This is a genomic window from Streptomyces fradiae, from assembly GCF_041270065.1.
In the GTDB taxonomy this organism is placed as follows: Bacteria; Actinomycetota; Actinomycetes; order Streptomycetales; family Streptomycetaceae; genus Streptomyces.
Window position 1 is genome coordinate 137,462 of the sequence record NZ_CP065958.1, and the last position, 24,586, is coordinate 162,047.

The window sequence follows — 24,586 nt, forward strand, 5'->3', positions numbered from 1 at the left end:
CGCGTTAGCGGAACGCGGGGAGGTTGCGGGCGACCCAGTCGGCGAACGGGGCGGCCGGGCGGCCGAGAACGGTCTCGATGTCCGGGCTGACCCGCCGTTCCGCCGGGAGCGGGACGCCGAGGACGTCCAGGGTGCCGGTGACGACCTCCTCGGGCATGAACGTCGCCAGATGGGCATGGGCGTCCGCGCGGGAGAGCTCGACGAAGTGGACCTCCTCCCCCAGCGCCTCGGCGAGGACCGCCGCCTGGCGGCGCGGGCTGATCGGCTCGGGGCCGGTCAGTTCGTAGGTGCGGCCCGCGTGCCCGGCTTCGGTGAGCGCGGCGGCGGCGACGGCGGCGATGTCCGCCGGGTCGACGACGGGCAGGGCCACGTCCCCGAACGGGGCGAGGACCGTGCGCCGGGTGCGGACGGACTCGGCCCAGGCGAAGGCGTTGGAGGCGAAGCCGCCGGGGCGCAGGACGGTGAACTCCCGCCCCGATTCCCGTACGGCCGTCTCGAACTCCCGCAGCCGGGCGTGCGAGACGGCGTCCGGGCGGGTCGCGCTGACCTGCGAGGAGACGAGGACGACGCGCTCGACGCCGGCGGCCTTGGCCGCGTCCAGGAGCGCGCTCGGGTGCTCGCCGTGGCTGTTGAGTTCGCCGCCGAGCAGCAGGAACAGTGCGCGGGACCCGTCGAGGGCGGGGCGCAGGCTGTCGGCCGAGCCGAGGTCGGCGCGGGCCCAGCGGACACCCGGCGCGGCCGGGGCGGCACCCTCGGGCGCGGCCTGCCGGGACACGGCGACGACCTCCTCGCCGGCTCCGGCGAGCAGTTCCACGAGCGTGCGTCCGATGTTTCCGGTGGCACCGGTGACGGTGATCATGTCTCCCCCTGGAGTGAGTTAGTTAGTTGACTGACTTAGGTGAGAGACAGCAGAACACAGACGGCTGGGGGTTGTCTATAGTCAGTCGGGTGACTGACTCAGTGAATCGACGGACGCGGGCCTCGCAGAAGCGGCAGCGCCTGGTCGCGGCGGCCGCCCGGGTGCTCCATGAGCAGGGCGTCGAGCGCACCACCCTCGCCGACATCGCGCGCGAGGCGGAGGTGCCCGTCGGGAACGTCTACTACTACTTCAAGACCAAGGACGACCTGGTCCTGGCCGCGCTGTCCGAGCACCGCGCGTATCTGGCGGGGCTCACCGGACGCCTGGAGGAGCTGGCGGATCCGCGCGAGCGCCTGAAGGGCCTGGTCGAGGCCTGGGTGGAGCAGCGGGAGGTGGCGGCGCGGCGCGGCTGCCCGACGGGCACGCTGGCGGTCGAGCTCGACAAGCGGGCCGACGGGACGCTCGACGCGGAGGCCGGGGCGGTGATCCGGGAGCTGCTCGACTGGGCCGGGGCACAGTTCCGGGCCCTCGGCATGGCGGACCCGGAGGGCCTGGCGCTCACCCTGGTCTCGGCGTACCAGGGAATGTCGCTGCTCGCCAACGCCCTGCGCGAGCCGGAGGTGATGAGCCGCGAGGGGGACCGGCTGCTCGCACGGCTCGACGCCCTGCGGGCGCCCGACGGTCAGCTCTGACCGAGTACTGAGCGTCGGGCGCCGGATGCGCGCGCGGCGCCGGCCGGAGGTCAGAGGTCAGAGGTCGAGAGGCAGTCCGGTGTAGTTCTCGGCGAGTTCGGCGGCGGCGTGCCGGGAGCCGGCGATCCGGTCGAGCTGGGAGAGCTGGAGCCGGGTGTCGAAGGACTCCTGGGCGGGGTCGGTGTGGAGCGTGGTGGTCATGAAGTACGAGAAGTGCTCGGCGCGCCAGACCCGGCGCAGGCAGGTGTCGGAGTAGGCGTCGAGGAGTTCGGTCGAGCCGGTCGCGTGGTGGTGGGCGAAGGCGCGGGCGAGGACGACGACGTCGGCGGCGGCGAGGTTGAGGCCCTTGGCGCCGGTGGGCGGGACGATGTGGGCGGCGTCGCCGGCGAGGAAGACCCGGCCGTGGCGCATGGGTTCGGTGACCGAGCTGCGCATGGGCAGGACGGCCTTCTGGGTGACGGGGCCGCGGGTGAGGCGCCAGCCGGGTTCGGCGCGCAGGGAGAGGCGGGCGTCGAGCTCGTCCCAGATGCGCTCGTCGGGCCAGTCGGCGGGGTCGGTGCCGTTGGGGACCTGGAGGTAGAGCCGGCTGACGGCGGGCGAGCGCATGCTGGCGAGGGCGAAGCCGCGCTCGGAGTGGGCGTAGATCAGCTCGTCGTAGACGGGCGGGGCGTCGGCGAGGATGCCGAGCCAGGAGTAGGGATAGGTGCGCTCGTGGGTGCGGCGCAGATGCTCGGGGACGGCGTGGCGGGTGACGCCGTGGTAGCCGTCGCAGCCGACGACGTAGTCGCAGTCGAGTATCCGCGTGCGGCCCTCGTGGGTGTAGTGGACGCGGGGGCGGTCGGTGTCGGCGCCCTCGACGGCGGTGACCTCGGCCTCGAAGCGGAGCGGGCCGCCGTCGGCGAGCTGGAGGGCGACGAGGTCCTTGACGACCTCGGTCTGGGCGTAGACCCAGACGCGCCGGCCGCCGGTGAGGCCGGGGAAGTCGATGCGGGTGGCGCGGCCGTCGTGGCGGAGTTCGATGCCGTCGTGCGGGATGCCCTCGGCGTCGAGGCGGTCGGCGGCGCCGGCGGTGCGCAGGGCGTCGACGGTGGCCTGTTCGAGGATGCCGGCGCGCTGGCGCTGTTCGACGTAGGCGCGGTCGCGGCTCTCCAGGACGACGCTGTCGATGCCGTTGCGGTGGAGCAGCCGGGCCAGGAGCAGGCCGGAGGGGCCGCCGCCGATGATGCCGACGGTGGTGCGCATGGAATCTCCTCGTCGCCGTGTTGTTCGCAGCTACTTGTTCGCATAGTGAAGAGACTTTCACTATGCTGGGAGTCTGGTGGCGGCCCGGTGTGCCTGTCAACGGGCTGCCGCAGCCGGTCCGCGTCGTGTTCACTACGGGGACGGAAGATCCACCACGGAGAGCCCATGCCATCGATCGACGACTCCCCCGCCGGCGAATCCGCCGCGGAAACCGCCGCGGCCCCGCCCGAGGCGGTGACGCCGCTGCTGCGCGGGATCGGCGTGCTGCGGCGGCTGACCGGGGCGGGCGGGCGGATGCCGGTCGGCGAGCTGGAGCGCGCCACCGGGCTCGCCCGCTCCACGGTCGACCGGATCACCGGCACGCTGGCCCGCATGGGCTACGTACGGATCGAGGGGCGCGACGTGGTGCTCGCGCCGCCGCTGCTCGAACTCGGCAACGCCTATCTGGCCTCCGTACGGCTGCCGGGCCTCCTGGGCGGTCTCGCCGACGCGCTCGCGGACGAGCTGGACGAGTCGGTGTCGCTCGCCGTGGCCGACGGCGACGGGATCCGCTTCGTGCACCAGGCGACCCGGCGCCGCGCGATGTCGGTGAGCTTCCGCATCGGCGACCTGCTGCCGGCCGAACGCACCGCGCCGGGGCTGCTGTTCGCCTCCGCGTGGGACGCGGCCGGCTGGGCCGAGTGGCGGCAGCGGCGGGCGGCCGATCCGGCCGGGCGGGGCTTTCCCGTCGCGCCGCCGAGCGGGCGCACCGGCGCCGTGGACTTCGCGGAGCGGGCCGCCGAGGCGGGCCGGCTCGGCTGGGCGCTCGACGACCAGCTGGTGGAGCCGGGCCTGGTGGCGATCGCCGTGCCCGTACGGGACGGGGACGGGCGGATCGTCTGCGCGCTCAGCACCGTCAGCCACACCAGCCGGCACGACGCGGACTCGCTCCGCGCCGCCGTGCTGCCGCGGCTGCGGGACACGGCCGGGGCGATGGAGAAGGCGCTGCGGGAGGCGCCGGCGGAGGAACCGGCCGCGCCCAGCGGCCTGGCGGCCTGGACCTCGGAGTCCAAGCAGGAGCTGGGGCGGGAGTTCGTGGAGTCGCTGGCGCGCGGGCTCACCGTCCTCACGGCGTTCGGCGCGGGCCGGGAGGCGCTGCCGCTGACGGCGGTCGCGGAGGCCACGGGGCTCGCGCGGGCGACCGCGCGGCGGGCGCTGATCACCCTGGAGCACGTCGGCTGTGTGGCGGTGGAGGGGCGGGAGTTCCGGCTGACGCCGCGCGTCCTCGACCTCGGCTTCCCGCCGCTGTCGCGCACGACGCTGACCCGGATCGCACAGCCGCACCTGGCCGATCTGGCCGAGCGGGTGCGCGAGTCGACGTCGCTCGCGGTCCTGGTGGGCGACGAGGTGCAGTACACGGGCCGGGTCGAGACCAGCCGCATCATGAACGTCCACATCACCCTCGGCACGCGCTTCCCCGCGTACGCGACCTCCATGGGCCGGGTGCTGCTCGCCGGTCTGCCGCCAAAGGAGCGGGCGGAGCGCCTGGCCGGGGCGGAGCCGCGGGCCCTGACCCCGTACACGGTGACGGATCGCGCGGAGCTCGGCGCGCTGCTCGACGGGGTGGGGCGGGCGGGCTACGCGCTGGCCGACCAGGAGCTGGAGGAGGGGCTGCGGTCGATCGCGATGCCGGTACGGGACCGGGCCGGGCGGGCGGTCGCCGCGGTGAACGTGGCGCTGCACGCGAGCCGCCGCTCCCCCGAGGAGTGCGTGACCGAGGTGCTGCCGGAGCTGGCGGCGGCGATCGCCGGGATCGAGGCCGATCTGCACGTCACGGAGCGGTTCGCCCGCGTGCCCGCGTACTGACGGCCGGTCGCCGGGAGGGGTTCCTGGAGCCCAGGCGGGCTCAGGCCTCCTCGGGGTCCTCCAGCACGCGCTGGGCCACGGCGAAGGCGGCGTTGGCCGCCGGGACGCCGCAGTAGACGCCGGCCTGGAGGAGGGCGGCGGCGATCTCGGCATCGCCGAGGCCGTTGCGGCGCGCCGCGCGCAGGTGGAGGGCGAGTTCCTCGTGGTGGCCGTGGGCGACGAGGGCGGTGAGGGTGACGAGGCTGCGTTCGCGGCGCGAGAGGGTGGGGTCGGTCCAGATCTCGCCCCAGGCGTAGCGGGAGATGAAGTCCTGGAAGCGGGCGGTGAGCGGGGTCTGCCGGGCCTGGGCCCGGTCGACATGGGCGTCGCCCAGGACTTCGCGGCGGGTCGCCATGCCGTTCGTTCCGCTCGGAGCGGGACCGATCCCGAAGTGCGCGCGCAGGGCGGCGGTGACGGCGGCGGGCTGTTCGGCGGGGGCCAGGTGGGAGGCGCCGGGGAGTTCGGTGAGCGCGGCGCCGGGCACGGCGTCGGCGATCTCCCGCAGATGCGCGGGCGGCGTGGCGGGGTCCTCACGGCCGGCGATCAGCAGGGTGGGCGCGCTGATGCCGGCGAGCCGGTCGCGGAGGTCGAAGGCGGCGAGGGCGTCGCAGCAGGCGGCGTAGGCGGCGGGGTCGGCGGCGCGGTGGTCCTCGACGAGGCGCGGCACGGTGAATCCGGAGGTGAACCAGCGGGCCTCGGCGGTGTCGGCGAGCCGGTCCAGGCCGTCCCGGCGTACGTCGGCGGCCCGGGCGAGCCAGGGCTCGGCGCCGCCGAAGTGGGCGGAGGAGCAGAGCACGGCGAGCCGGTCGAGGCGTTCGGGGTGGTGGGTGGCGAGGTGGAGGCCGACGGCGCCGCCGAGGGAGACCCCGGCGTACGAGAAGCGGTCGGCGCCCAGCGTGTCGGCGAGGTCGAGGACGAGCCGGGCCAGGTCGGCGACGGTCGCGCCGGGTCCGATGAGTCCGGCGGGCGAGCCGCCGTGGCCGGGCAGGTCCCAGCGGATCACCCGGTGGGCGGCGGACAGTTCGGGGGCGACGGCGTCCCAGAGGGCGGTGGAGGTGCCGAGCGAGGGCCCGAGGATGAGCACGGGCGCCGTGGCGGGCCCCTCGGCGACGTGGTGGAGGGTGGTCGCGGTGGTGGTCAACGTCGCTCCAGGGCGCGGTCGGTGAGGGTGCCGGCGTGTCCGGTGGCCCGGGTGGGGTCGGCGAGGGCGGCGAGTTCGGCGGGGTCGAGGCCCGTGGACTCCGGGTGTTCGGCGAGGAGTTCAGCGAGCGGACGGCCTTCGGTGCGGGTACGGGTGGCGAGTTCGGCGACGAGCGTCCGCGCGGCCGTGCGGCCGAGCCGGGGGGCGAGGGCCGTGGCGAGGCGTTCGGCGACGAGGAGTCCGCCGGAGCGGTCGAGGTTGGCGCGCATCGCGGCCGGGTCGACGCGGAGGGTCTCGACGAGGGCGGCGGTGTGGTGGGCGGCGCCGCCGACGAGCCGCAGCAGCTCGCGCAGGGGTTCCCATTCGGCGTGCCAGGCGCCGGCGGGCCGTTCGTCCTCGGCGGCCAGGCAGCCGTAGAGACTCGCGGCGAGGTGCGGGGCGCGGCGGGCGGCGGAGGCGATCAGGGTGGCGCGGACGGGGTTGGCCTTGTGGGGCATGGCGGAGGAGCCGCCGCCGGCGCCCTCGGCGAGCTCGCCGATCTCGGTCCGCGACAGGGTGAGGACATCGGCGGCGATCTTCCCGAGCGCGCCCGCGGTGAGGGCGAGCGCGCCGGCCAGGTCGGCGATCGGGGTGCGCAGGGTGTGCCAGGGCAACAGGGGTGCGGCGAGGCCGAGTTCGGCGGCGTACGCGGCGGGCAGTCCGGTCGCGTCCCCGTCGAAGTGGCGGTCGGCGAGGGCGGCCAGGGTGCCGGCGGCGCCGCCGAGCTGGGCGGGCAGCCCGTCCCGTACCGCGGTGATCCGGTCGCGGGCGTCGAGGACGAGGGCGCGCCAGCCCGCCGCCTTGAGGCCGAAGGTGGTGGGGACGGCGTGCTGGGTGAGGGTGCGGCCGGGCATCGCGGTGTCGCGGTGGGCGGCGGCGAGGGCGGCGAGCGCCTGCTCGGTGCGGGCGAGGTCGTCCAGGACGAGGCCGAGGGTGCGGACGGCGACCAGCATGGCGGCGGTGTCCAGGATGTCCTGGCTGGTCGCGCCCTGGTGCACGTACGGGCCCCACTCCCCCGCCGCGTCGGTCAGTTCGCCGACGAGCGGGATCACCGGGTTGCCGCCGGAGCGCGCCCGAAGGGCGAGCCCGCGCGGCTCGAAGCGGCCCGCGTCGGCGGCCGCTTCGGTGATGGCGCGCGCCGCCTCGGCGGGGACGGCCCCGGTGGCGGCCTGCGCGCGGGCGAGGGCGGCCTCGGCGTCGAGCAGGGCACGCAGGAAGGCGGCGTCGCCGGTCGCGGCCTCGGCGGGCAGGCCGGCCCGCACGGGGTCGAGCAGCCCGCCGTCGATGGCGTACAGCGGGGCGGCGTCCGGGTGGCCGGTCACGGGAACTCCAGGAAGACCGTCTCGCGCTCGCCCTGGAGGCGGATGTCGAAGCGGTGGGTGCGGTACGGCTCCTCGGCGGCGATCAGGGTGGCGCGCCGGTCGGCGGGGAGCCGGTCGAGCAGCGGGTCGGGGCCGTCGGCGAGATAGGCGCGGGTGTAGAGGTGGTGGAGCAGGCCACGGGCGAACACGCAGACGGCGATGTGGGGTTGGCCGGGGTTGCCGGGCGGCAGGGTGTGCAGGGTGTAGTGGCCGTCGGCGTCGGTGGCGACGCGTCCGAAGCCGGTGAAGTCGGTGCCGTTGCGCCCGAGGTGGCCGCCGGTGACGGGGTCGCGGCGCAGCGAGCCGGGCGCGCCGGTGCGGGAGCCGTCGGGGGCGGCCTGCCAGAACTCCAGGAGCGCGTCGGGGACGGGGGCGCCGGCGCCGTCGAGGACGCGGCCGTGGAGGGTGATGCGGTCCGGGTGCCCGGCGGGGGCGACGCGCTCGCCGTCGGGGAACGGCAGGGCGTAGCCGTAGAACGGGCCGACCGTGTGGGACGGCGTGGGCAGCGGCCGGGCGGCGGGTTCGGCGGTGCTCATCGGCCTTCCTCCATCCAGGTGGCGGCGGGTCCGTCGAGGACGATGTCCCAGGCGTAGCCGAGGGAGAACTCGGGGACGGACAGGCCGTGTTCGTAGCGGGCGACGAGCCGGTCGCGGGCCGCCGGGTCGGTGACCGAGCAGATGATGGGGTCGCGGTCGAGCAGCGGGTCGCCGGGGAAGTACATCTGGGTGACGAGGCGCTGGGTGAACGCCGTGCCGAACACCGAGAAGTGGATGTGGGCGGGGCGCCAGGCGTTGGTGTGGTTGCGCCAGGGGTAGGCGCCGGGCTTGATGGTGGTGAAGGTATAGCGTCCCTGACTGTCCGTCAGGGTGCGGCCCACACCGGTGAAATGGTGGTCGAGCGGGGCCGGGTGGCGGTCGCGGTGGTGGGCGTAGCGGCCGGAGGCGTTGGCCTGCCAGAGCTCGATCAGCTGTCCGCGCACGGGCCGGCCAGCCCGGTCGAGGAGCCGGCCGGTGACGGTGATCCGCTCGCCCAGGGGCTCGCCGGCGTGCATCCGGGTGAGGTCGTTGTCGTGCTCGGTGACGTCGGTGGGCCCGAAGACCGGCCCGGCGAGCTCGACGGCCTCCGGGTCGCCGCCCGCGTCGACGGCGACGAGCGGCTGCCGGGGGTGGCGGAGCAGCGAGCTGCGGTACGGGGCGTAGTCGCGCGGCGGATGGTGGCGGGGCGGGGCGCCCGCGGCGAGCGCCGCGTCGTAGGTGCTCTGGAGGGCCGCGATCTCGCGGTCGATGCGGTGCTGGGTGAGCTCGTCGTCCATGCGGAGGGTTCTTTCCTCTCGGAGCGGAAAGGCGGGCGGGGCAGACGGGGCGCCCGGGTCAGACCTGGACGCGGACCTCGGGGTCCGGGGCGCGGTCCGCCGCCGGTGGGATCGGCTGCCTGTCGGGGCCGAGGACCGGGGCGGCCGTCTGGGCCGCGACCTGCTCGGGGGTCACGCCCGGTGCGGTCTCGACGAGGACGAGGCCGTCCGGTGTCACGTCGAGCACGGCGAGGTCGGTGATGACGCGGTCGACGCAGCCGCGGCCGGTCAGGGGCAGGTCGCACTCGGCGACGATCTTGGGGGTGCCGTCCTTGGCGGTGTGGGTGAGGACGACGATGACCGTACGGGCGCCGTGGACGAGGTCCATGGCGCCGCCGATGCCGGTGACGAGGCGCCCTGGCACGGCCCAGTTGGCGAGGTCGCCGCGGGCGGAGACCTGCATGCCGCCGAGGACGGCGACGTCGACATGGCCGCCTCGGATCATGCCGAAGGAGAGCGCGGAGTCGAAGTACGCGGCGCCGGGCAGGACGGTGACGGTCTCCTTGCCGGCGTTGATGAGGTCGGGGTCGACCTCGTCCTCGGTCGGGTAGGGGCCGGTGCCGAGGATGCCGTTCTCCGAGTGGAGGACGACCTCGACGCCGGGCGGCAGGTGCTCGGGGACGAGCGTGGGCAGGCCGATGCCGAGGTTCACGTACTGCCCGTCGCGCAGTTCGCGGGCGGCGCGGGCGGCCATCTCTTCGCGGGTCCAGCTCATCGGGTGGTCCTTCGTGTCGGAGAGGCGGAGATCGTGCGCCGTTCGATGCCCTTGTCCGCGGCCTGTTCGGGGGTGAGCGCGACGACGCGCTGGACGAAGACGCCGGGCAGGTGCACCTCGTCGGGGCCGAGGACGCCGGGTTCGACGAGTTCCTCGACCTCGGCGACGGTGATGCGGCCGGCCATGGCGGCGAGCGGGTTGAAGTTGCGGGCGGCGGCGTGGAAGACGAGGTTGCCGTGCCGGTCGCCGCGGGCGGCGCGGACCAGGGCGTAGTCGGTGCGGATGGCGCGTTCCATGACGTACGGGACGCCGTCGAACTCCCGTACCTCCTTGGGCGGCGAGGCGAGTGCGACGCCGCCGTTCCCGTCGTACCGCCAGGGCAGTCCCCCGTCGGCGACCTGGGTGCCGACGCCGGCCGGGGTGTAGAAGGCAGGGATGCCGCAGCCGCCGGCGCGCAGCCGCTCGGCGAGGGTGCCCTGCGGGATGAGTTCGACCTCCAGCTCCCCGGCCAGGTACTGGCGGGCGAACTCCTTGTTCGCGCCGATGTACGAGCCGGTGACGCGGGCGATCCGGCCGGCGGCGAGCAGCACGGCGAGCCCGCTGTCCAGGGCGCCGCAGTTGTTGGAGACGACCCCCAGTCCCCCGACGCCGCGGGCGTGGAGCGCCTGGATGAGGGTGGTGGGTACACCGCTGAGGCCGAAGCCGCCGACGGCGAGCGTCGCTCCGTCGGGAACGTCGGCCACCGCCTCGGCGGCGCTGGTGACCACTTTGTCCATGGGAAGCCTCTCGTCCGCACCGATGTCCGCGTCGGCCCTGAAGGAGTCAGTGCGAGAGTGAGTCAGCGAATTAGTCAGTGCACTGAGCATCTGGCCGACCGGGCCATGCTGGCAGCCCTACGCGCGACCGTCAACGGGTTCCGGGCGAACAGGTCCGGGCCGGGGTCAGGGCGACGGGTATCGTTCCGTGCACCGACGAAGCGGCAGGCACGGCTGAAGGAGCGCACGATGGGCGCGGTGGATCTGACCACGCATCCCGGACACCTGGCCCGGCGACTCCAGCAGGCCCACCACCTGCTGTGGACGACGGTGGTCTCGGAGGAGATCACCTCGCCGCAGTTCGGCGTCCTCAACGCCCTGGTCGCCGAGCCCGGCCTCGATCAGCGGACCGTGGGCGAGCGGGTGGGCCTGGACCGGTCGACGATCGCCGAGGTGGTGAGCCGGCTGATCCGGCGCGGTCTGCTCGACAAGGTGCGCGATCCCGAGGACGGGCGCCGCTTCCTGCTCCGCCTCACCGACGAGGGCACCCGCACCCACCGCCGCCTGACCGTGCGGACCGCCCGGATGAACCAGATCTTCCTGGCGCCCCTCTCCCCCGAGGAGCAGACCCAGTTCCTGTCGCTCCTCCGCCGCGTCTCCGACGCGGCGGAGGAGCTGCGGGCGCCGGCGGAGCCGGTCGCCGCGCCCTGAGACCGCCTGACCCCGGAACCCTCGGTGCACTGACGATCAGGGCATCGGACCGCCTTGCCGCCTCAGCCCGCCAGAAGCGGGTGCGCCCGGTCCAGGACTCCGTCGATGCGCTCCCAGGTGGCGGTGTCGCGCGGCACGGGCGGCAGCGTCTCGCCCTCGCCCGTGCCCCACTCCCGGGCGAGGGCGACGGGATCGGCGCCGGTGGCGGCGGCCGCGGCGAGGGCGGCGGCGCCGAGGGCGACGAGTTCGGTGGCGGTGGGGACGACGACGGGGCGGCCGGAGAGCCGGCGGACGGTCTCGGTCCAGGCCCGCCCACGGGCGCCGCCGCCGACGAGGCGCAGGGGCCGGTCCCGTACGGACGGATCGGCGGGGTCGAGGCCGCAGGCGGTGAGCACCTCGTCGAGCGCGCGGAGCACGGTGAAGACGGCGCCCTCGTAGGCGGCGCCGAGCAGCGCGTGCGGGGTGGTGGCGTGCCGCAGACCGGTGAGGAGACCGGTGGCGTGCGGCAGGTCGGGGGTGCGTTCGCCGTCGAGGTACGGCAGGAGGACGAGGCCGTCGCCGGGTGCGGCGTCCTCGCGGTCGAGGCCGAGGAGGCCGGCGATCCGGTCGACGGCGAGGGTGCAGTTGAGCGTGCAGCCGAGCGGCAGGTAGCCGCCGTCGGCGGCGGCGAAGCCGGACAGGCCGGGGCTCGCGGGCCGGGCGCGGGTGGCGGCGAAGACGGTGCCCGAGGTGCCCAGGCTGACCACCGGGTGGTCGAGCAGGCCGCCCGTACCGAGGCCGAGTCCGACGGCCGCGGCCATGTTGTCGCCGGTCCCGGCGGCGACGGCGACTCCGGCCGGCAGGCCGAGAGCCTCGGCGGCGGCCCGGGTGAGGGTGCCGACGCGGGTGGCGCCGGTCGGGGCGACGGCCGGGAGCAGGGCGGGGTCGAGGCCGATCAGGGCGAGGAGCTCGGGGTCATAGGCGGCGCGCCCGGTGTCGTACCAGCAGGTACCGGAGGCGTCGCCGGGGTCGGTGACGGCGGCGTCGGCGAGCCGTTCGGTGAGGAAGTCGTGCGGCAGGCGAACGGCCGCCGTGCGCTCGGCTACGGCGGGTTCGTGCTCGGTCAGCCACCGCCACTTGGCGGCGGTCATGGAGGCGACGGGCACGGATCCGGTGCGGGCGAGCCAGGCCTGCGGGCCGCCGAGCGCCTGGGTGAGGGCGGCGGCCTGGGGAGCGGAGCGGGTGTCGTTCCAGAGCAGCGCGGGCCGCAGCGGCCGGCCGGCCGGGTCCAGGGTGACGAGGCCGTGCTGCTGTCCGGCGACGGCGATGCCGGTCACGGCGGCGGGTGGCACGGCGGCCTGCCGGAGCCCGTCGGCGACGGCCCGGGCGAGGGCGGACCACCACTCCTCGGGGTCGGACTCGCGGGCGCCGGCTTCTCCGGTGACGGTGTGCGGGGCGCGGCCGACGGCGAGCAGGGTGCCGTCCTCGGCGTCCACGACGGCCGCCTTGGTGGACTGGGTGGAGCTGTCGACGCCGATGACCACCGGGCGCTGGGTCATGGACCACCTCTCGTTCCCCGGATGCGGGGGCTCTCATTCCCCGGAATCGGGGGTCGGCTCTGGCGCCGGGCGGCGCCCGGCGGTATTAGTTATCTCAGAAAACAAATCTCGCGGCCAGCCTTCCCGCTCATGGCCGCGCCACGAAGGAGCCGGACATGTCGCAGCATCTCCTCCCCACCCCCGACGACCGCTTCACCTTCGGCCTGTGGACCGTCGGCTGGCAGGGCCGCGACCCGTTCGGCGACGCGACCCGGCCGGCGCTCGACCCGGTCGAGTCGGTGGAGCGGCTCGCGGAGCTCGGGGCGTACGGAGTGACCTTCCACGACGACGACCTGATCCCGTTCGGGGCGGCGGAGGCCGAGCGCGAGGCGGCGGTGAAGCGCTTCCGGGCCGCCCTCGACCGCACCGGCCTCAAGGTGCCCATGGCCACCACCAACCTCTTCACGCACCCGGTCTTCAAGGACGGCGGGTTCACGGCGAACGACCGTGACGTGCGCCGGTTCGCGCTGCGCAAGACGCTCCGGAACATCGACCTCGCCGTCGAGCTCGGCGCCTCGGTGTACGTGGCCTGGGGCGGCCGGGAGGGCGCGGAGTCGGGTGCGGCGAAGGACGTGCGCCTGGCGCTCGACCGGATGAAGGAGGCCTTCGACCTGCTCGGCCAGTACGTCACCGAGCAGGGCTACGAGCTGCGCTTCGCGATCGAGCCGAAGCCGAACGAGCCGCGCGGCGACATCCTGCTGCCGACGATCGGGCACGCGCTCGCGTTCATCGAGCGCCTGGAGCGGCCCGAGCTCGTGGGCGTCAACCCGGAGACCGGGCACGAGCAGATGGCGGGCCTCAACTTCCCGCACGGCATCGCGCAGGCGCTGTGGGCGGGCAAGCTCTTCCACATCGACCTCAACGGGCAGTCCGGGATCAAGTACGACCAGGACTTCCGCTTCGGCGCCGGCGATCTGCGCCAGGCCTTCTGGCTGGTCGACCTCCTCGAGACGGCCGACTACGGCGGTCCGCGCCACTTCGACTTCAAGCCGGTGCGCACCGACGGCTTCGACGGGGTGTGGGAGTCCGCGAAGAACTGCATGCGCAACTACCTCATCCTCAAGGAGCGCGCCGCCGCCTTCCGCGCCGACCCGGAGGTCGTCGCCGCGCTCGCCGCCTCCCGGCTCGACGAACTCGCCGCGCCGACCGCCCCGGACGGACTCGCGGGCCTGCTCGGCGACCCCGCCGCGTACGAGGAGTTCGACGCGACGGCGGCGGCCGAGCGCTCGATGGCCTTCGAACGGCTCGACCAGCTCGCCCTGGAGCACCTGCTCGCGGTGCGCTGACGCACGGGAGAAATTCCCTTACGCACGGTCGCCGCCTGTGTCATTCTCCGACTGTCATGCCGCCGCCCGGCTGACAGCCTTCTTCGGATTCTTCGAGGGATCGGGGATGCGCCATGCGGTTCTCCACACACGCCGCCCGCTGGGGCGTTGCCCTCCTGCTCTGCCTGCCGGCCGCGGTGTCCTGCGACGACCCGGGCGACGACCAGGGCGCCGGACCCGGCGGCGGCGTGAACGGCGGCGCGGTGCCGGGTCCCGGCGGGGCAGGCGCCTCCGGCGGGAGCAGCGGCGGGAACAACGGCGGAGCCAAGCCCGGACCGCTGCGGATCCCCGACTGGGGCCGGTCCGACCGGCTGCACGACGACGCGTCGGAGGAGGGCAGGTTCAACTGGGCCGCCCTGAAGCGGCGGTTCGTCGAGGTGTGCGGGGACGGGACACTGTGCGTGGACCTCGTGCGCGTCAACCGCACGGCGGACGGCCGGGAGACCGCCGGGCCGTGCGGCTACGACCACATGGAGCCCCGGTCCGGCAGGACGGTCGAGCGACACCGCATCGTGTACGTGGTGGGCGTGTGCGAGCCGGACCCGAACGGGACGGACGAGGGCCCCACCGGCGGGCCGACGACCGACGGCCCGACGGAGGGGACCACGGACGGGCCGACCGACGGGACCACGGACGGCTCGACCGAGGAGTCCACCGACGGTCCGACGGGAGGCTCCTCCCGCACCGCCTCGACGGCGAGCACCGGGACCGGCAGCAGCAGCGGCGGAAGCGCGGCCGCCCGGTGAACGAGGGCGCCGGCGGTGCCGGCCGCCTCGCCACCCTGGTCGGCGCGATCGCCGCGCCCACCAGCCTGGTCACCGCGCTGCTCTACTACTTCGGCTACTGGCACGCGTACTGGTTCTTCGCCTACTTCCGGGTGCACTCGACGCTCCTCGGCTTCAGTACGGCCGACTACCTCATGCGCAGCCTGGACGCGCTCTGGGTGCCGCTGACGGTGACGGCGACGCTCGGCGTGGCCGGCTTCTGGGGGTACGACCTGGCGCGGCGCCGGCTCGGACCGCTCCTGGGGCCGGTGGCGCGGCGCCGCGCCACCGCGGCCCTCGCCACGGCCGGGTTCCTGCTCACGGTCGGCGGGCTCTGGTCGACGTTCCAGGTGACCTTCCTCAGCCGTGTGCTCACCCTTGCCCCGCTCAGCCTGTCCGCCGGAGTCGCCCTGCTGGCGTACGCCCGGCTCCTCGCCCGGCGGAACGCGGCGGCCGCGCCGGCGGTGGAGCCGGAGGCGATACGGGAGCGTGAGCCGGTGCCGGTGCCAGTGCCCGGACCGGCTCCCGCACCCGAGGCCCCCGAGCCCGCGCCTGAACCCGAGGCCGTACGCGTACCCGCACCCGCACCCGAGCCGGAGCCCCAGCCCGAAGTTCGACCCGAGCCCCGACCCGAGCCGGACCCCGCGCCCGTTCCCGATCCCCTGCCTCCGTCCCCGCCCCGCCCCGAGTGGGCCGTGATGGCCGAGTGGGCGGTGGTGTTCACCCTCGTCATGCTGGGGATCGTCTGGGCCGCCAACGACTACGCCGCCTCCGTCGGCACCGTGCGGGCCCAGCGCTTCGTGGCCGGGCTTGAACGCTCCCCCGCGACGGTGGTCTTCAGCGAGCACCGTCTCGGCATCGGCGGTCCCGGGGTGCGCGAGACGCGGTGCGCGCAGGACAAGGGCGACAAGGCCGCGTACGCCTATCGCTATGACGGTCTCGTGCTGATCCTCCAGTCGGGGAACCAGTACGTCCTCGTGCCCACCCGCTGGACGCCGGCCGACGGGGTCGCCCTGGTGCTGCCCCGCAACGACTCGGTGCGCCTGGAGTTCGGCCCGCCGCCGGGTCCGGCGCCGAGGCCGCTGCCCTCCTGTTGAGACGGCCGAGACAGCCCATGCACCACAAGGCAGCAAGCGCTTTCTAAGAATCCTGCGCAAAGCATTGACGCAGCCTCCTGACCCGCTTAGCTTCATCGCGTTGCACTTCGTACGTCATATATGAGACGCGATACATGAGATCTGAGAGTGCTGCCGCCATGGCCTTCGCCGCCCCCAGCCCCATTCCGTCCCGCACCCAGTTCGTCCTGGAGGCGATCAAGCACGACATCCTCACCGGTGGTCTCAGTCCGGGCCAGGCGCTGGTGGAGACCGAACTCGCCGCCCGTTTCGGGGTGTCGAAGACCCCGGTGCGCGAGGCGCTGAAGACACTGGCCGGGAGCGGGCTCGTGGTGCTCAGCCAGTACAAGGGCGTCACGGTCCGGATGGTCGACGCGGACATGGCCCGCGAGGTCTACGACGTACGGCTGCTCCTCGAACCGGTGGCGGTGCGCCGGTCCGTGGCCGCGGGCGCTCCGCTGGACGCCGCCCGTGCGGCCCTGGAGCGGGCGGCCGTCGCCGACGATCCGGCCGAACGGTCCCTGGCCAACCGGGAGTTCCACCGCTCGCTCTATCTGCCGTGCGGGAATCCGCTGCTCGGCCGGATGCTGGACGAGGTACGGGATCAGGCCGCGCTGGTGTCCACGGTGGCGTGGGCGGCGGTGCCGTCCTGGGAGCGGGAGGCCGCGGAGCACGCGGAGATCCTGCGCCTGGCCGCGGCGGGCGACGCCGAGGGCGCCGGCCGGGCCGTGCACGCCCACATCGCGTCCTTCGTCGCCCGGGCGTTCCCCGCACCCGAACCCGCGCCCGTACCCGTATCCGCCCCCGTGGCCGTCCCCGAGGAGCAGGCATGAGCGTGGAGTTCGACGCACTGCGCGAGGCGCTCGCCGATGTGGTGGCGATCCCCGTGACCCCGTTCACCGCCGAGGGGGAGCTGGACACCGGCGCCCATCGGACGCTGCTGCGGCGGATGCTCGACGCGGGGGTGCGGACCCTCACGCCCAACGGCAATACGGGAGAGTTCTACGCCCTGACCCGTGAAGAGCGGTACCGGATCACCGAGTTGACGATGGAGGAGGCCGCGGGCCGGGCCACCGTCCTGGTCGGGGTGGGCCACGATCTGCCGACCGCGATCGAGGCCGCCCGGCACGCGCGGGACGCCGGGGCCGCGATGCTGATGGTGCATCAGCCGGTGCATCCCTATGTCTCGGCCGCCGGCTGGGTGGACTACCACCGGACCATCGCCCGGGCCGTGCCGGAGCTCGGGATCGTGCCGTATCTGCGCAATCCGAGCCTCGGCGGCGACCGGCTCGCCGAGCTCGCGGACACCTGCCCGAACGTGATCGGCGTGAAGTACGCCGTTCCGGACGCGGCACGCTTCGCCGGTTTCGCCCGGGACGCGGGGCTCGACCGCTTCGTATGGGTGGCGGGCCTGGCGGAGCCGTACGCCCCGGCGTACTTCGCGGGCGGCGCCACCGGCTTCACCTCGGGGCTGGTCAACATCGCCCCCGCGCTGTCCCTGGAGATGCTGCGCACCCTGCGCGCGGGCGACTACCCGGCGGCCATGAAGGTGTGGGAGCGGATCCGGCGCTTCGAGGAGCTGCGGGCGGCCGACCACAGCGCCGACAACGTCACCGTGGTGAAGGAGGCACTCGCCTCGCTGGGACTGTGCCGGCGCGACATCCGGCCGCCGAGCCGTGAACTCCCCGAGGCGGCCCGGGCCGAGGTCGCCGCGATAGCCGCCGGGTGGCCGGTGTGAGCGCCGGGATGAGCGGCGGCGAGGGCCGCCGCCCCGAGGAGCTGCGCAGCCACCAGTGGTACGGCACGGACGGGCTGCGCTCGTTCAGCCACCGGGCCCGCACCCGGCAGCTCGGCTATCTGCCCGAGGAGCACCTGGGCAAGCCGGTGATCGCCGTGCTGAACACCTGGTCCGACATCAACCCCTGCCATGTGCATCTGCGCGACCGGGCGCAGGCGGTGAAGCGGGGGGTGTGGCAGGCGGGCGGATTCCCGCTGGAGTTCCCGGTGTCGACGCTGTCGGAGACCTTCCAGAAGCCGACGCCGATGCTCTACCGCAATCTTCTCGCCCTGGAGACCGAGGAGTTGCTGCGCTCCTACCCGGTGGACGGCGCGGTCCTGATGGGCGGCTGCGACAAGTCGACGCCTGCGCTGCTTATGGGCGCGGCATCGGTGGACCTGCCGACGGTGTTCGTGCCGGCCGGGCCGATGCTGCCGGGGCACTGGCGGGGCGAGACGCTCGGCTCGGGCACCGACATGTGGAAGTACTGGGACGAGAAGCGGGCCGGGCGGCTCGGCGAGTGCGAGCTCGCGGAGCTGGAGAGCGGGCTCGCCCGCTCCCCCGGGCACTGCATGACGATGGGCACGGCCTCGACGCTGACCGCCGCCGCGGAGACCCTGGGCGTGACGGTGCCGGGGGCCTCGTCGATCCCGGCGGTGGACTCGGGGCACGACCGGATGGCGGCGGCCTCCGGGCTGCGGATCGTGGAGCTGGTACGGGAGGACCTGCGGCTCTCGCGGATCCTGACCCGGGAGGCGTACGAGGACGCGGTCGCCGCGGTGCTGGCGCTCGGCGGTTCGACCAACGCGGTGATCCATCTGATCGCGATGGCGGGGCGGTCCGGGGTGCGGCTGACGCTCGACGACTTCGACCGGATCGCCCGGACGGTGCCGGTGCTCGCGAATCTGCGTCCGGGCGGGCGGTTCCTCATGGAGGACTTCCACTTCGCCGGCGGCATGCCGGGCTTTCTGTCCCGGCTCACGGACGTGCTGCATCTGGACCGGCTCACGGTGTCCCACCCGACGCTGCGCGAGCAGCTGGCGGGGGCGCTTGTCCACGACGAGGAGGTCATCCGGCCGCGGTCACGGCCGCTGGCGGACGAGGGCGGGGTGGCGGTGCTCCGCGGCAACCTCTGCCCGGACGGGGCGGTGATCAAGCACATCGCGGCCGAGCCGCGGCTGCTCAAGCACACCGGTCCGGCGGTGGTCTTCGAGGACTACCGCACGATGCAGCGGACGATCGACGACCCCGCCCTCGGGATCACCGCCGACCACGTCCTGGTGCTGCGCGGTTCCGGGCCGAAGGGCGGTCCCGGGATGCCGGAGTACGGGATGCTGCCGATCCCCGCGTATCTCCTCGCACAGGGGGTGCGGGACATGGTGCGCATCTCCGACGCCCGGATGAGCGGCACGAGTTACGGCGCGTGTGTGCTGCACGTGGCGCCCGAGTCGTACGTCGGCGGGCCGCTCGCCCTGGTCCGCACCGGTGACTCGATCACCCTCGACGTCGAGGCGCGCACGCTCCATCTCGACGTCGACGAGGAGGAGTTGGCCCGCCGGAGGGCCGACTGGACACCGCCACCGGCCCGTTACGAGCGGGGCTACGGCGCCCTGTACACCGAGCAGATCACGCAGGCGGACACCGGCTGCGACTTCGCCTTCCTCTCCCGTCCGGGGACCACCCCCGATCCGTACGCGGGCTGAGCACCCCCGCACCCCGCACCCGCTTCACCACCCGCACGGCGCGTCGTGCCGCACGGCGATGCCGCATGCCCCGACCCGTCTCCCGAACCCGTCTCCCGAACCCGTCTTCCCCAGAACGGAGCAGCCGTCATGGCCGCAGCTGTGACCCCACCGCCCCGGGCCGTCCGCCCGCCCGGGCGCCGCCGTACGGGAGGGCCCCCGCGCCGCCTCCCGTATCTGCTGATCGCGCCCGCCGGCCTGCTGATGCTCGGCTTCATCGCGTATCCCGTGCTCAGCGTCTTCTACTACAGCCTCCAGGACTACAACCCCACCAAGCCGTGGCGGAACGGCTTCGCGGGGCTCGGGAACTTCACGGAGCTGTTCACGGAGGACCCGCAGTTCTGGGGAACGCTCGGCTTCAGTCTCAAGTGGGTCGCGGTCGAGGTGACGCTCCAGCTGCTCTTCGGGCTCGCCCTTGCCCTGATCGTCAACCAGACCTTCGTGGGCCGGGCGGTCGGCCGGGCACTCGTCTTCTCGCCGTGGGCGGTGTCCGGGGTGCTGACCTCGGCGATCTGGGTGCTGCTCTACAACTCGCAGACGGGCCTCACCCGTTATCTCGCAGACGCGGGCATCGGCTCGTACGGCACGTCCTGGCTGTCCGACACCGCGACCGTGTTCCCGGCGGCGATCGTCGCCGACCTGTGGCGCGGGGTCCCCTTCTTCGCGATCCTCATCCTCGCCGATCTGCAGTCCATCCCGAAGGACCTGTACGAGGCGGCGGAGGTCGACGGCGCCGGCCGGGTGCGGCAGTTCCTGCACATCACGCTCCCCCATCTGCGGGACGCGATCGTGCTGTCCACGCTGCTGCGCGCGGTGTGGGAGTTCAACAACGTCGACCTGCTCTACACCCTGACCGGCGGCGGGCCCGCCGGCGAGACCACCACGCTGCCGCTGTACATCGCGCGCACCAGCGTCGACGCCCATGACTTCGGGTACGCGTCCGCGCTGACGACGGTGGCGTTCGTGATCCTTCTCTTCTGCTCGACGGTGTATCTGCGCCTGAGCAAGTTCGGAGGCGAGAACCGATGACCGTCCTCGACAGGATCGAGGTCCGGGCGGACGACGACGCGGCGGCCGGGCCCGGGGCCCGCCGGAAGCGCCGCCGCGCGTGGGACGAGGTGCCGCGCTGGCAGATCTACCTTCCGCTCGGCGTGTATCTGCTGTTCACCCTCGTCCCGTTCTACTGGATCCTGCTGTTCGCGGTCCGCCCGGCCGGTTCGACCTCGCTCGTGCCGTGGCCGATGACCGGGGAGCACTTCGCCAAGGTGTGGAGCGAGCGCGGCTTCGCGACCTACTTCCAGAACAGCCTGCTGATCGGTCTGGCCACCCTGGTGACCACCACGGTCGTGGCCCTGGCCGGCGGCTACGCCCTGGCGCGCTTCGAGTTCCGCTTCAAGAAGGGCTTCATGCTGGCCCTGCTGTGCTCGCAGTTCGTGCCGGGGGCGCTGCTTCTTGTCCCGCTGTTCCAGATCTTCGCGGGCCTGCGGATGATCAACTCGCTGGGCAGCGTCATCATCGCGGAGACCGTCTTCCAGCTGCCGCTGTCGATGATCCTCATCAGCGGCTTCATCAGGAACGTGCCGTACTCCCTCGAAGAGGCGGCCTGGGTGGACGGCTGCAATCGCTTCGCCGCCTTCCGGATCGTGGTGCTTCCGCTGCTGCGGCCCGGGCTCGTCGCCGTCGGCTCCTTCGCCTTCGTGCACGCCTGGAACCACTTCCTCTTCGCCCTGATGTTCCTCAACAGCCAGGAGAAGCAGACGATCCCGGTCGGCCTCAACACCCTGATGGGCGCGGACAGCGTCGACCTCGGGGCGCTGGCGGCGGGCGGGGTGATCGCGGCCGTGCCCGTGGTGATCGTGTTCGCGTTCATCCAGAAGTGGCTGGTCACCGGCTTCAGCGCGGGGGCGGTGAAGGGATGAGCCGCCCGCAGCACACGCAGCACGAGCCTGTTCCCGTGGTGCTCGCCGGGGCCCGGGGCCACGGTCACTGGCACCTGGCCAACCTCCGCCGCCTGGAGGCCGCCGGTCTGGTCCGGCTCGCCGGGGTCTGCGAGCTCACCCCGCTCGACAGCGTCGAGCTGGAAGGGTTCGGCACGGTCGTCCAGTGCGCCGATCTGGACGCGCTGCTCGCCGCGACGGGCGCGCGGATCGCGATCGTGTGCACGCCGATCGCCACCCATGCCGAGCTCGCCCTGGTCGCCGCACGGCGTGGGGTGCAGCTGCTCCTGGAGAAGCCGCCCGCCCCTTCGTACGCGGAGTTCCGCCGCCTGGCGGACGGTGTCGCGGCGGCCGGTGTGGCCTGCCAGATCGGCTTCCAGTCGCTGGGCTCGCACGCCGTGCCGGCCATCCGCGAGCTGGTCGCGGACGGGGCGATCGGGGAGCTGCTCGGGGTCGGCGGGGCCGGCGCGTGGGTGCGGGACGAGGCGTACTTCCGGCGGGTTCCGTGGGCGGGCCGGCGGCGGCTCGACGGCGTGGACGTCGTCGACGGGGCGCTGACCAATCCGCTCGCCCATGCCGTCGCCACCGCCCTCGCGCTCGCGGACGCCCCGCGCGCCGAGGACGTCGACCGCATCGAGACCGAGCTGCTGCGCGCGTACGCCATCGAGTCCGACGACACCTCCGCCGTACGGATCCTGACGACGGCCGGTCGGCAGGTGACGGTCGCGGCGACGCTGTGCGCGGAGCGTGCGGCCGAGCCGTATGTGATGGTGCACGGCAGCCGGGGGCGGATCACCTTCTGGTACAAGCAGGACCGGGTGCTGCTGCAGCGGGCCGGGCACGGTCCGGTGGAGACCGTGCACGGGCGCACCGACCTCCTGGAGAACCTGGTCGCGCATGTGACGGACGGCGCGCCGCTGCTCGTGCCCCCGGACGCGACGGGCGCGTTCATGCGGGTGGTGGAGGCGGTGCGGTGCGCTCCCGACCCGGTGGAGCTGCCGGAGGAGTTCCGGCGGACGGTACGGGGTGAGGGCGGGCCGCGCCGGACGGTGCCCGGGATCGACGCGCTGGTCGACCGGAGCGCCGAGACGCTGAGCCTGTACTCCGAACTCGGCGCCCCCTGGGCGCGGCGGGCCGGGGCGGTGGTCCGGTGAGCGGCACCGACGGCATCCTCGAACTGCGGTGCGCCGGGCGGCCGGTGGCCTCGTACACGACGCGGCCGGAGCTCTCCGCGCGCCATTCCCCGCGGCCGTATCTGCATCCGGTGACCACGCCGGCCGGGGTGCCGGTCAGCGCGTTCGCGCCGGACGATCATCCGCACCATCTGGGGGTGGGGGTCGCCGTGCCGGACGTGGCGGGGCACAACTTCTGGGGCGGTCGGACCTTCGTCCGCGGCCGGGGGCCGACGGAGCTCGACAACCACGGCGCCCAGCGGCACGAGGGGTTCGCCCGGCTCGGGCCCGACGGCTTCACGGAGGCGCTGAGCTGGGCCGCCGGGGACGGCCGCGTTCTTCTCCGAGAGGAAAGAATCCTGCGGGTCCGCGAGCTCGGCGGGGCTGCCTGGGCGCTCGACCTGTCCTTCGCGCTCACCGACGCCACCGGCGCCGGGGTGTCGATCGGCAGCCCGGCGACCAATGGGCGGCCGGGTGCCGCGTACGGCGGCTTCTTCTGGCGCGCACCGAAAGAGGCGGCGCCGCCGGAGGTCTTCGGCGCGGCCGGGGACGGCGAGGCCGCCGTGCACGGCGTGTGCGGCAACTGGGTCGCGCTGGCCGGGGACGGCTGGACGCTGGTGTTCGCCGGGGCGGACGAGGAGACCCGGCGCGATCCGTGGTTCGTGCGCGCCGCCGAGTACCCGGGCGTCGGTTCCTCACTCGCCCACGAGCGGCGGCTCGTGCTGCCGGCCGGGGGCACGGTGGTACGGCGGGTGGTCACCGTCGTGGCCGACGGGCGGCTCGACCGGGCGGCCGCCGAGGCCCTCGTGCACCGGGCGGTGGCCTCATGACCGTCCCGTACACGGACACCGGCACCGACATCGACGGCCGGACCGGGGACCTGGGCGACGGCACCTACCGCAATCCGGTGCTCGCGGCCGACTGGTCCGATCCGGACGTGGTGCGGGTCGGTGACGACTTCTATCTGACCGCGTCCAGCTTCGGGCGGGCCCCCGGGCTTCCGCTGCTGCACTCGCGCGACCTCGTGAACTGGGCGCTGGTCGGGCACGCGCTCGACCGGCTGCGGCCGGAGGCGGCGTTCGCCGTCCCCCGGCACGACGCCGGGGTGTGGGCGCCGTCGCTGCGGCATCACGACGGCCGGTTCTGGATCTTCTGGGGCGACCCCGACCACGGCGTCTTCCAGGTCAACTCACCCTCCGTACGCGGACCGTGGAGCGAACCGCATCTGGTGAAGGCGGGCCTGGGGCTGATCGACGCCTGCCCGCTGTGGGACGCGGAGTCCGGCGAGGCTTATCTGGTGCACGGCTGGGCGAAGTCCCGGGCGGGCTTCAACAACCGGCTGACCGGCCACCGGATGAGCCCGGACGGCACCCGGCTGCTCGACGCGGGCACGACGCTCATCGACGCCGACCGCCTCCCCGGCTGGTTCACCCTGGAGGGGCCGAAGCTGTACCGGCACGACGGCTGGTTCTGGATCTTCGCCCCGGCGGGCGGTGTCGCCACCGGCTGGCAGGGCGCCTTCCGCGCGCGGGCGTTCACCGGCCCGTACGAGGAACGGGTCGTCCTCGCGCAGGGCGACACCCCGGTCAACGGGCCCCATCAGGGCGGCTGGGTGCGCACTGCGCGCGGCGAGGACTGGTTCCTGCACTTCCAGCAGCGGGGCGCGCACGGGCGGGTGGTCCACCTCCAGCCGATGCGCTGGGACGCGGACGGCTGGCCGGTGCTCGGCGACGACGGGGCGCCGGTCCTCGTCCACCGCAAGCCCGACCTGCCGCCGCAGCCGTCGTCCGCACCCGGGCACGACGACCGTTTCCCCGGCGGCCGGTTCGGGCGGCAGTGGCAGTGGACGGCCAATCCGGCCGAGGGCTGGACGGTCCGCCACTCCGCCGACGGGCTGCGGCTGACCTGCGGGCGGCACGAACGCGTCGACGACCTGCGGGCGCTGCCGCAGCTCCTCACCCAGCGGATGCCGGCGCGGGCGTGTGTCGTGGAGGTCGAACTGGCCCTGGACGCCAGCACGGTGGCACCCGGGGCCAGGGCGGGGCTCGTGGTCCTCGGCGACGCGTACAGCTGGATCGGGCTCGCCCGGGAGGCCGACGGCCGGGTCCGGCTCGTGCACCGTTTCGCCCCGGCCAACGCCGACCGGGAGCGGGACGCGGCGCCGCCCCGGGCCGCGCCCGAGGGGCGGGCCCGGCTGCGGATCGAGCTGACCGCGGACGCCCGCTGCCGCTTCGCGGCCGACACGGGCGACGGCCGGGAATTCGTTCCGCTCGGACAGGAATTCGCGGCGACGCCCTGGCGGTGGGTCGGAGCCCTGCTCGGTCTGTTCGCCGCCGCGCCGCCGGGGACGGGCCACGCCGGGACGGCCCAGTTCACCGACTTCCGCATCACGCCCTGAGATCCCCCATCCCACCTCATCCCCATCTC

At 74.2% G+C, this 24,586-nt stretch carries 23 protein-coding genes; 14 read left to right on the forward strand and 9 right to left on the reverse strand.

Features of this window, described 5'->3' with window-relative positions:
• Nucleotides 1-4: 4 nt before the first annotated feature.
• Complete coding sequence (locus tag JAO84_RS00595; protein ID WP_370409389.1) at nucleotides 5-859, reverse strand: SDR family oxidoreductase; 855 nt, start codon at nucleotides 857-859, stop codon at nucleotides 5-7.
• Nucleotides 860-948: 89 nt separating this feature from the next.
• Here JAO84_RS00595 and JAO84_RS00600 point away from each other — a divergent pair, with 89 nt between their 5' ends.
• Nucleotides 949-1,551, forward strand: a complete 603-nt coding sequence (locus JAO84_RS00600; protein ID WP_370409391.1) for a TetR/AcrR family transcriptional regulator — start codon at nucleotides 949-951, stop codon at nucleotides 1,549-1,551.
• Between the two features lie 57 nt (nucleotides 1,552-1,608).
• Here JAO84_RS00600 and JAO84_RS00605 read toward each other — a convergent pair whose 3' ends face one another.
• The gene (locus JAO84_RS00605) at nucleotides 1,609-2,793 is read right to left on the reverse strand and encodes a 4-hydroxybenzoate 3-monooxygenase (RefSeq protein WP_370409393.1); all 1,185 of its coding nucleotides are present in this window, start codon (nucleotides 2,791-2,793) and stop codon (nucleotides 1,609-1,611) included.
• Nucleotides 2,794-2,958: 165 nt separating this feature from the next.
• Here JAO84_RS00605 and JAO84_RS00610 point away from each other — a divergent pair, with 165 nt between their 5' ends.
• Nucleotides 2,959-4,638, forward strand: coding sequence for an IclR family transcriptional regulator C-terminal domain-containing protein (locus JAO84_RS00610; RefSeq protein WP_370409395.1), 1,680 nt, complete (start codon nucleotides 2,959-2,961; stop codon nucleotides 4,636-4,638).
• 40 nt (nucleotides 4,639-4,678) lie between these two features.
• Here the strand turns inward: JAO84_RS00610 and pcaD are convergent, their stop codons facing one another.
• The 6 genes from pcaD to JAO84_RS00640 are packed head-to-tail and all read right to left on the reverse strand — an operon-like array spanning nucleotide 4,679 to nucleotide 10,060.
• Nucleotides 4,679-5,818, reverse strand: coding sequence for a 3-oxoadipate enol-lactonase (pcaD, locus tag JAO84_RS00615; RefSeq protein ID WP_370409397.1), 1,140 nt, complete (start codon nucleotides 5,816-5,818; stop codon nucleotides 4,679-4,681).
• The gene (pcaB, locus tag JAO84_RS00620) at nucleotides 5,815-7,179 is read right to left on the reverse strand and encodes a 3-carboxy-cis,cis-muconate cycloisomerase (RefSeq protein ID WP_370409399.1); all 1,365 of its coding nucleotides are present in this window, start codon (nucleotides 7,177-7,179) and stop codon (nucleotides 5,815-5,817) included. Before pcaB ends, pcaD begins: the two co-directional genes overlap by 4 nt.
• Nucleotides 7,176-7,754, reverse strand: coding sequence for a protocatechuate 3,4-dioxygenase subunit alpha (gene pcaG, locus JAO84_RS00625; RefSeq protein ID WP_370409401.1), 579 nt, complete (start codon nucleotides 7,752-7,754; stop codon nucleotides 7,176-7,178). The genes pcaB and pcaG overlap by 4 nt, the downstream gene beginning before the upstream one ends.
• The gene (pcaH, locus tag JAO84_RS00630) at nucleotides 7,751-8,530 is read right to left on the reverse strand and encodes a protocatechuate 3,4-dioxygenase subunit beta (RefSeq protein WP_370409403.1); all 780 of its coding nucleotides are present in this window, start codon (nucleotides 8,528-8,530) and stop codon (nucleotides 7,751-7,753) included. The genes pcaG and pcaH overlap by 4 nt, the downstream gene beginning before the upstream one ends.
• A 58-nt stretch (nucleotides 8,531-8,588) precedes the next feature.
• A complete protein-coding gene (locus JAO84_RS00635) occupies nucleotides 8,589-9,284 on the reverse strand; it encodes a CoA transferase subunit B (RefSeq protein WP_370409405.1) in 696 nt (231 codons plus the stop codon).
• Nucleotides 9,281-10,060 carry a CoA transferase subunit A gene (locus tag JAO84_RS00640; RefSeq protein ID WP_370409407.1) on the reverse strand — a complete coding sequence of 260 codons (780 nt, stop codon included), beginning with the start codon at nucleotides 10,058-10,060 and terminating at the stop codon, nucleotides 9,281-9,283. Before JAO84_RS00640 ends, JAO84_RS00635 begins: the two co-directional genes overlap by 4 nt.
• Before the next feature lie 228 nt (nucleotides 10,061-10,288).
• Between JAO84_RS00640 and JAO84_RS00645 the strand changes: the two genes are divergently transcribed.
• Nucleotides 10,289-10,750: a MarR family winged helix-turn-helix transcriptional regulator gene (locus JAO84_RS00645; RefSeq protein WP_265865859.1), complete on the forward strand. Its 462-nt coding sequence runs from the start codon at nucleotides 10,289-10,291 to the stop codon at nucleotides 10,748-10,750.
• Between the two features lie 62 nt (nucleotides 10,751-10,812).
• Here JAO84_RS00645 and xylB read toward each other — a convergent pair whose 3' ends face one another.
• Nucleotides 10,813-12,288 carry a xylulokinase gene (gene xylB / locus JAO84_RS00650; RefSeq protein ID WP_370409410.1) on the reverse strand — a complete coding sequence of 492 codons (1,476 nt, stop codon included), beginning with the start codon at nucleotides 12,286-12,288 and terminating at the stop codon, nucleotides 10,813-10,815.
• 155 nt (nucleotides 12,289-12,443) lie between these two features.
• Between xylB and xylA the strand changes: the two genes are divergently transcribed.
• The 11 genes from xylA to JAO84_RS00705 all read left to right on the forward strand — a co-directional run bounded on the left by xylA (nucleotide 12,444) and on the right by JAO84_RS00705 (nucleotide 24,557).
• Nucleotides 12,444-13,613 carry a xylose isomerase gene (gene xylA, locus JAO84_RS00655; protein ID WP_370409412.1) on the forward strand — a complete coding sequence of 390 codons (1,170 nt, stop codon included), beginning with the start codon at nucleotides 12,444-12,446 and terminating at the stop codon, nucleotides 13,611-13,613.
• A 113-nt stretch (nucleotides 13,614-13,726) separates the two neighbouring features.
• A complete protein-coding gene (locus tag JAO84_RS00660; protein ID WP_370409414.1) occupies nucleotides 13,727-14,398 on the forward strand; it encodes a hypothetical protein in 672 nt (223 codons plus the stop codon).
• Entirely contained in the window at nucleotides 14,395-15,513 is a 1,119-nt protein-coding gene (locus JAO84_RS00665) for a hypothetical protein (RefSeq protein ID WP_370409416.1), read from the forward strand. The genes JAO84_RS00660 and JAO84_RS00665 overlap by 4 nt, the downstream gene beginning before the upstream one ends.
• 134 nt (nucleotides 15,514-15,647) lie before the next feature.
• Nucleotides 15,648-16,364 carry a GntR family transcriptional regulator gene (locus tag JAO84_RS00670; protein ID WP_370409418.1) on the forward strand — a complete coding sequence of 239 codons (717 nt, stop codon included), beginning with the start codon at nucleotides 15,648-15,650 and terminating at the stop codon, nucleotides 16,362-16,364.
• Nucleotides 16,361-17,269, forward strand: a complete 909-nt coding sequence (locus JAO84_RS00675) for a dihydrodipicolinate synthase family protein (protein WP_370409420.1) — start codon at nucleotides 16,361-16,363, stop codon at nucleotides 17,267-17,269. Before JAO84_RS00670 ends, JAO84_RS00675 begins: the two co-directional genes overlap by 4 nt.
• An 8-nt stretch (nucleotides 17,270-17,277) precedes the next feature.
• Nucleotides 17,278-19,011, forward strand: a complete 1,734-nt coding sequence (gene araD / locus JAO84_RS00680; protein ID WP_370416621.1) for an L-arabinonate dehydratase — start codon at nucleotides 17,278-17,280, stop codon at nucleotides 19,009-19,011.
• A gap of 129 nt (nucleotides 19,012-19,140) precedes the next feature.
• Nucleotides 19,141-20,079 (forward strand): carbohydrate ABC transporter permease, encoded by a 939-nt coding sequence (locus JAO84_RS00685; protein WP_370409422.1) that lies wholly within the window; start codon nucleotides 19,141-19,143, stop codon nucleotides 20,077-20,079.
• On the forward strand, nucleotides 20,076-20,969 hold the full coding sequence (locus JAO84_RS00690) for a carbohydrate ABC transporter permease (RefSeq protein ID WP_370409424.1): 894 nt from the start codon (nucleotides 20,076-20,078) through the stop codon (nucleotides 20,967-20,969). The genes JAO84_RS00685 and JAO84_RS00690 overlap by 4 nt, the downstream gene beginning before the upstream one ends.
• A complete protein-coding gene (locus JAO84_RS00695; protein WP_370409426.1) occupies nucleotides 20,966-22,141 on the forward strand; it encodes a Gfo/Idh/MocA family protein in 1,176 nt (391 codons plus the stop codon). The genes JAO84_RS00690 and JAO84_RS00695 overlap by 4 nt, the downstream gene beginning before the upstream one ends.
• Nucleotides 22,138-22,989 carry a PmoA family protein gene (locus JAO84_RS00700; RefSeq protein WP_370409428.1) on the forward strand — a complete coding sequence of 284 codons (852 nt, stop codon included), beginning with the start codon at nucleotides 22,138-22,140 and terminating at the stop codon, nucleotides 22,987-22,989. Before JAO84_RS00695 ends, JAO84_RS00700 begins: the two co-directional genes overlap by 4 nt.
• Nucleotides 22,986-24,557, forward strand: coding sequence for a family 43 glycosylhydrolase (locus JAO84_RS00705; RefSeq protein ID WP_370409430.1), 1,572 nt, complete (start codon nucleotides 22,986-22,988; stop codon nucleotides 24,555-24,557). The genes JAO84_RS00700 and JAO84_RS00705 overlap by 4 nt, the downstream gene beginning before the upstream one ends.
• Nucleotides 24,558-24,586: the final 29 nt, after the last annotated feature.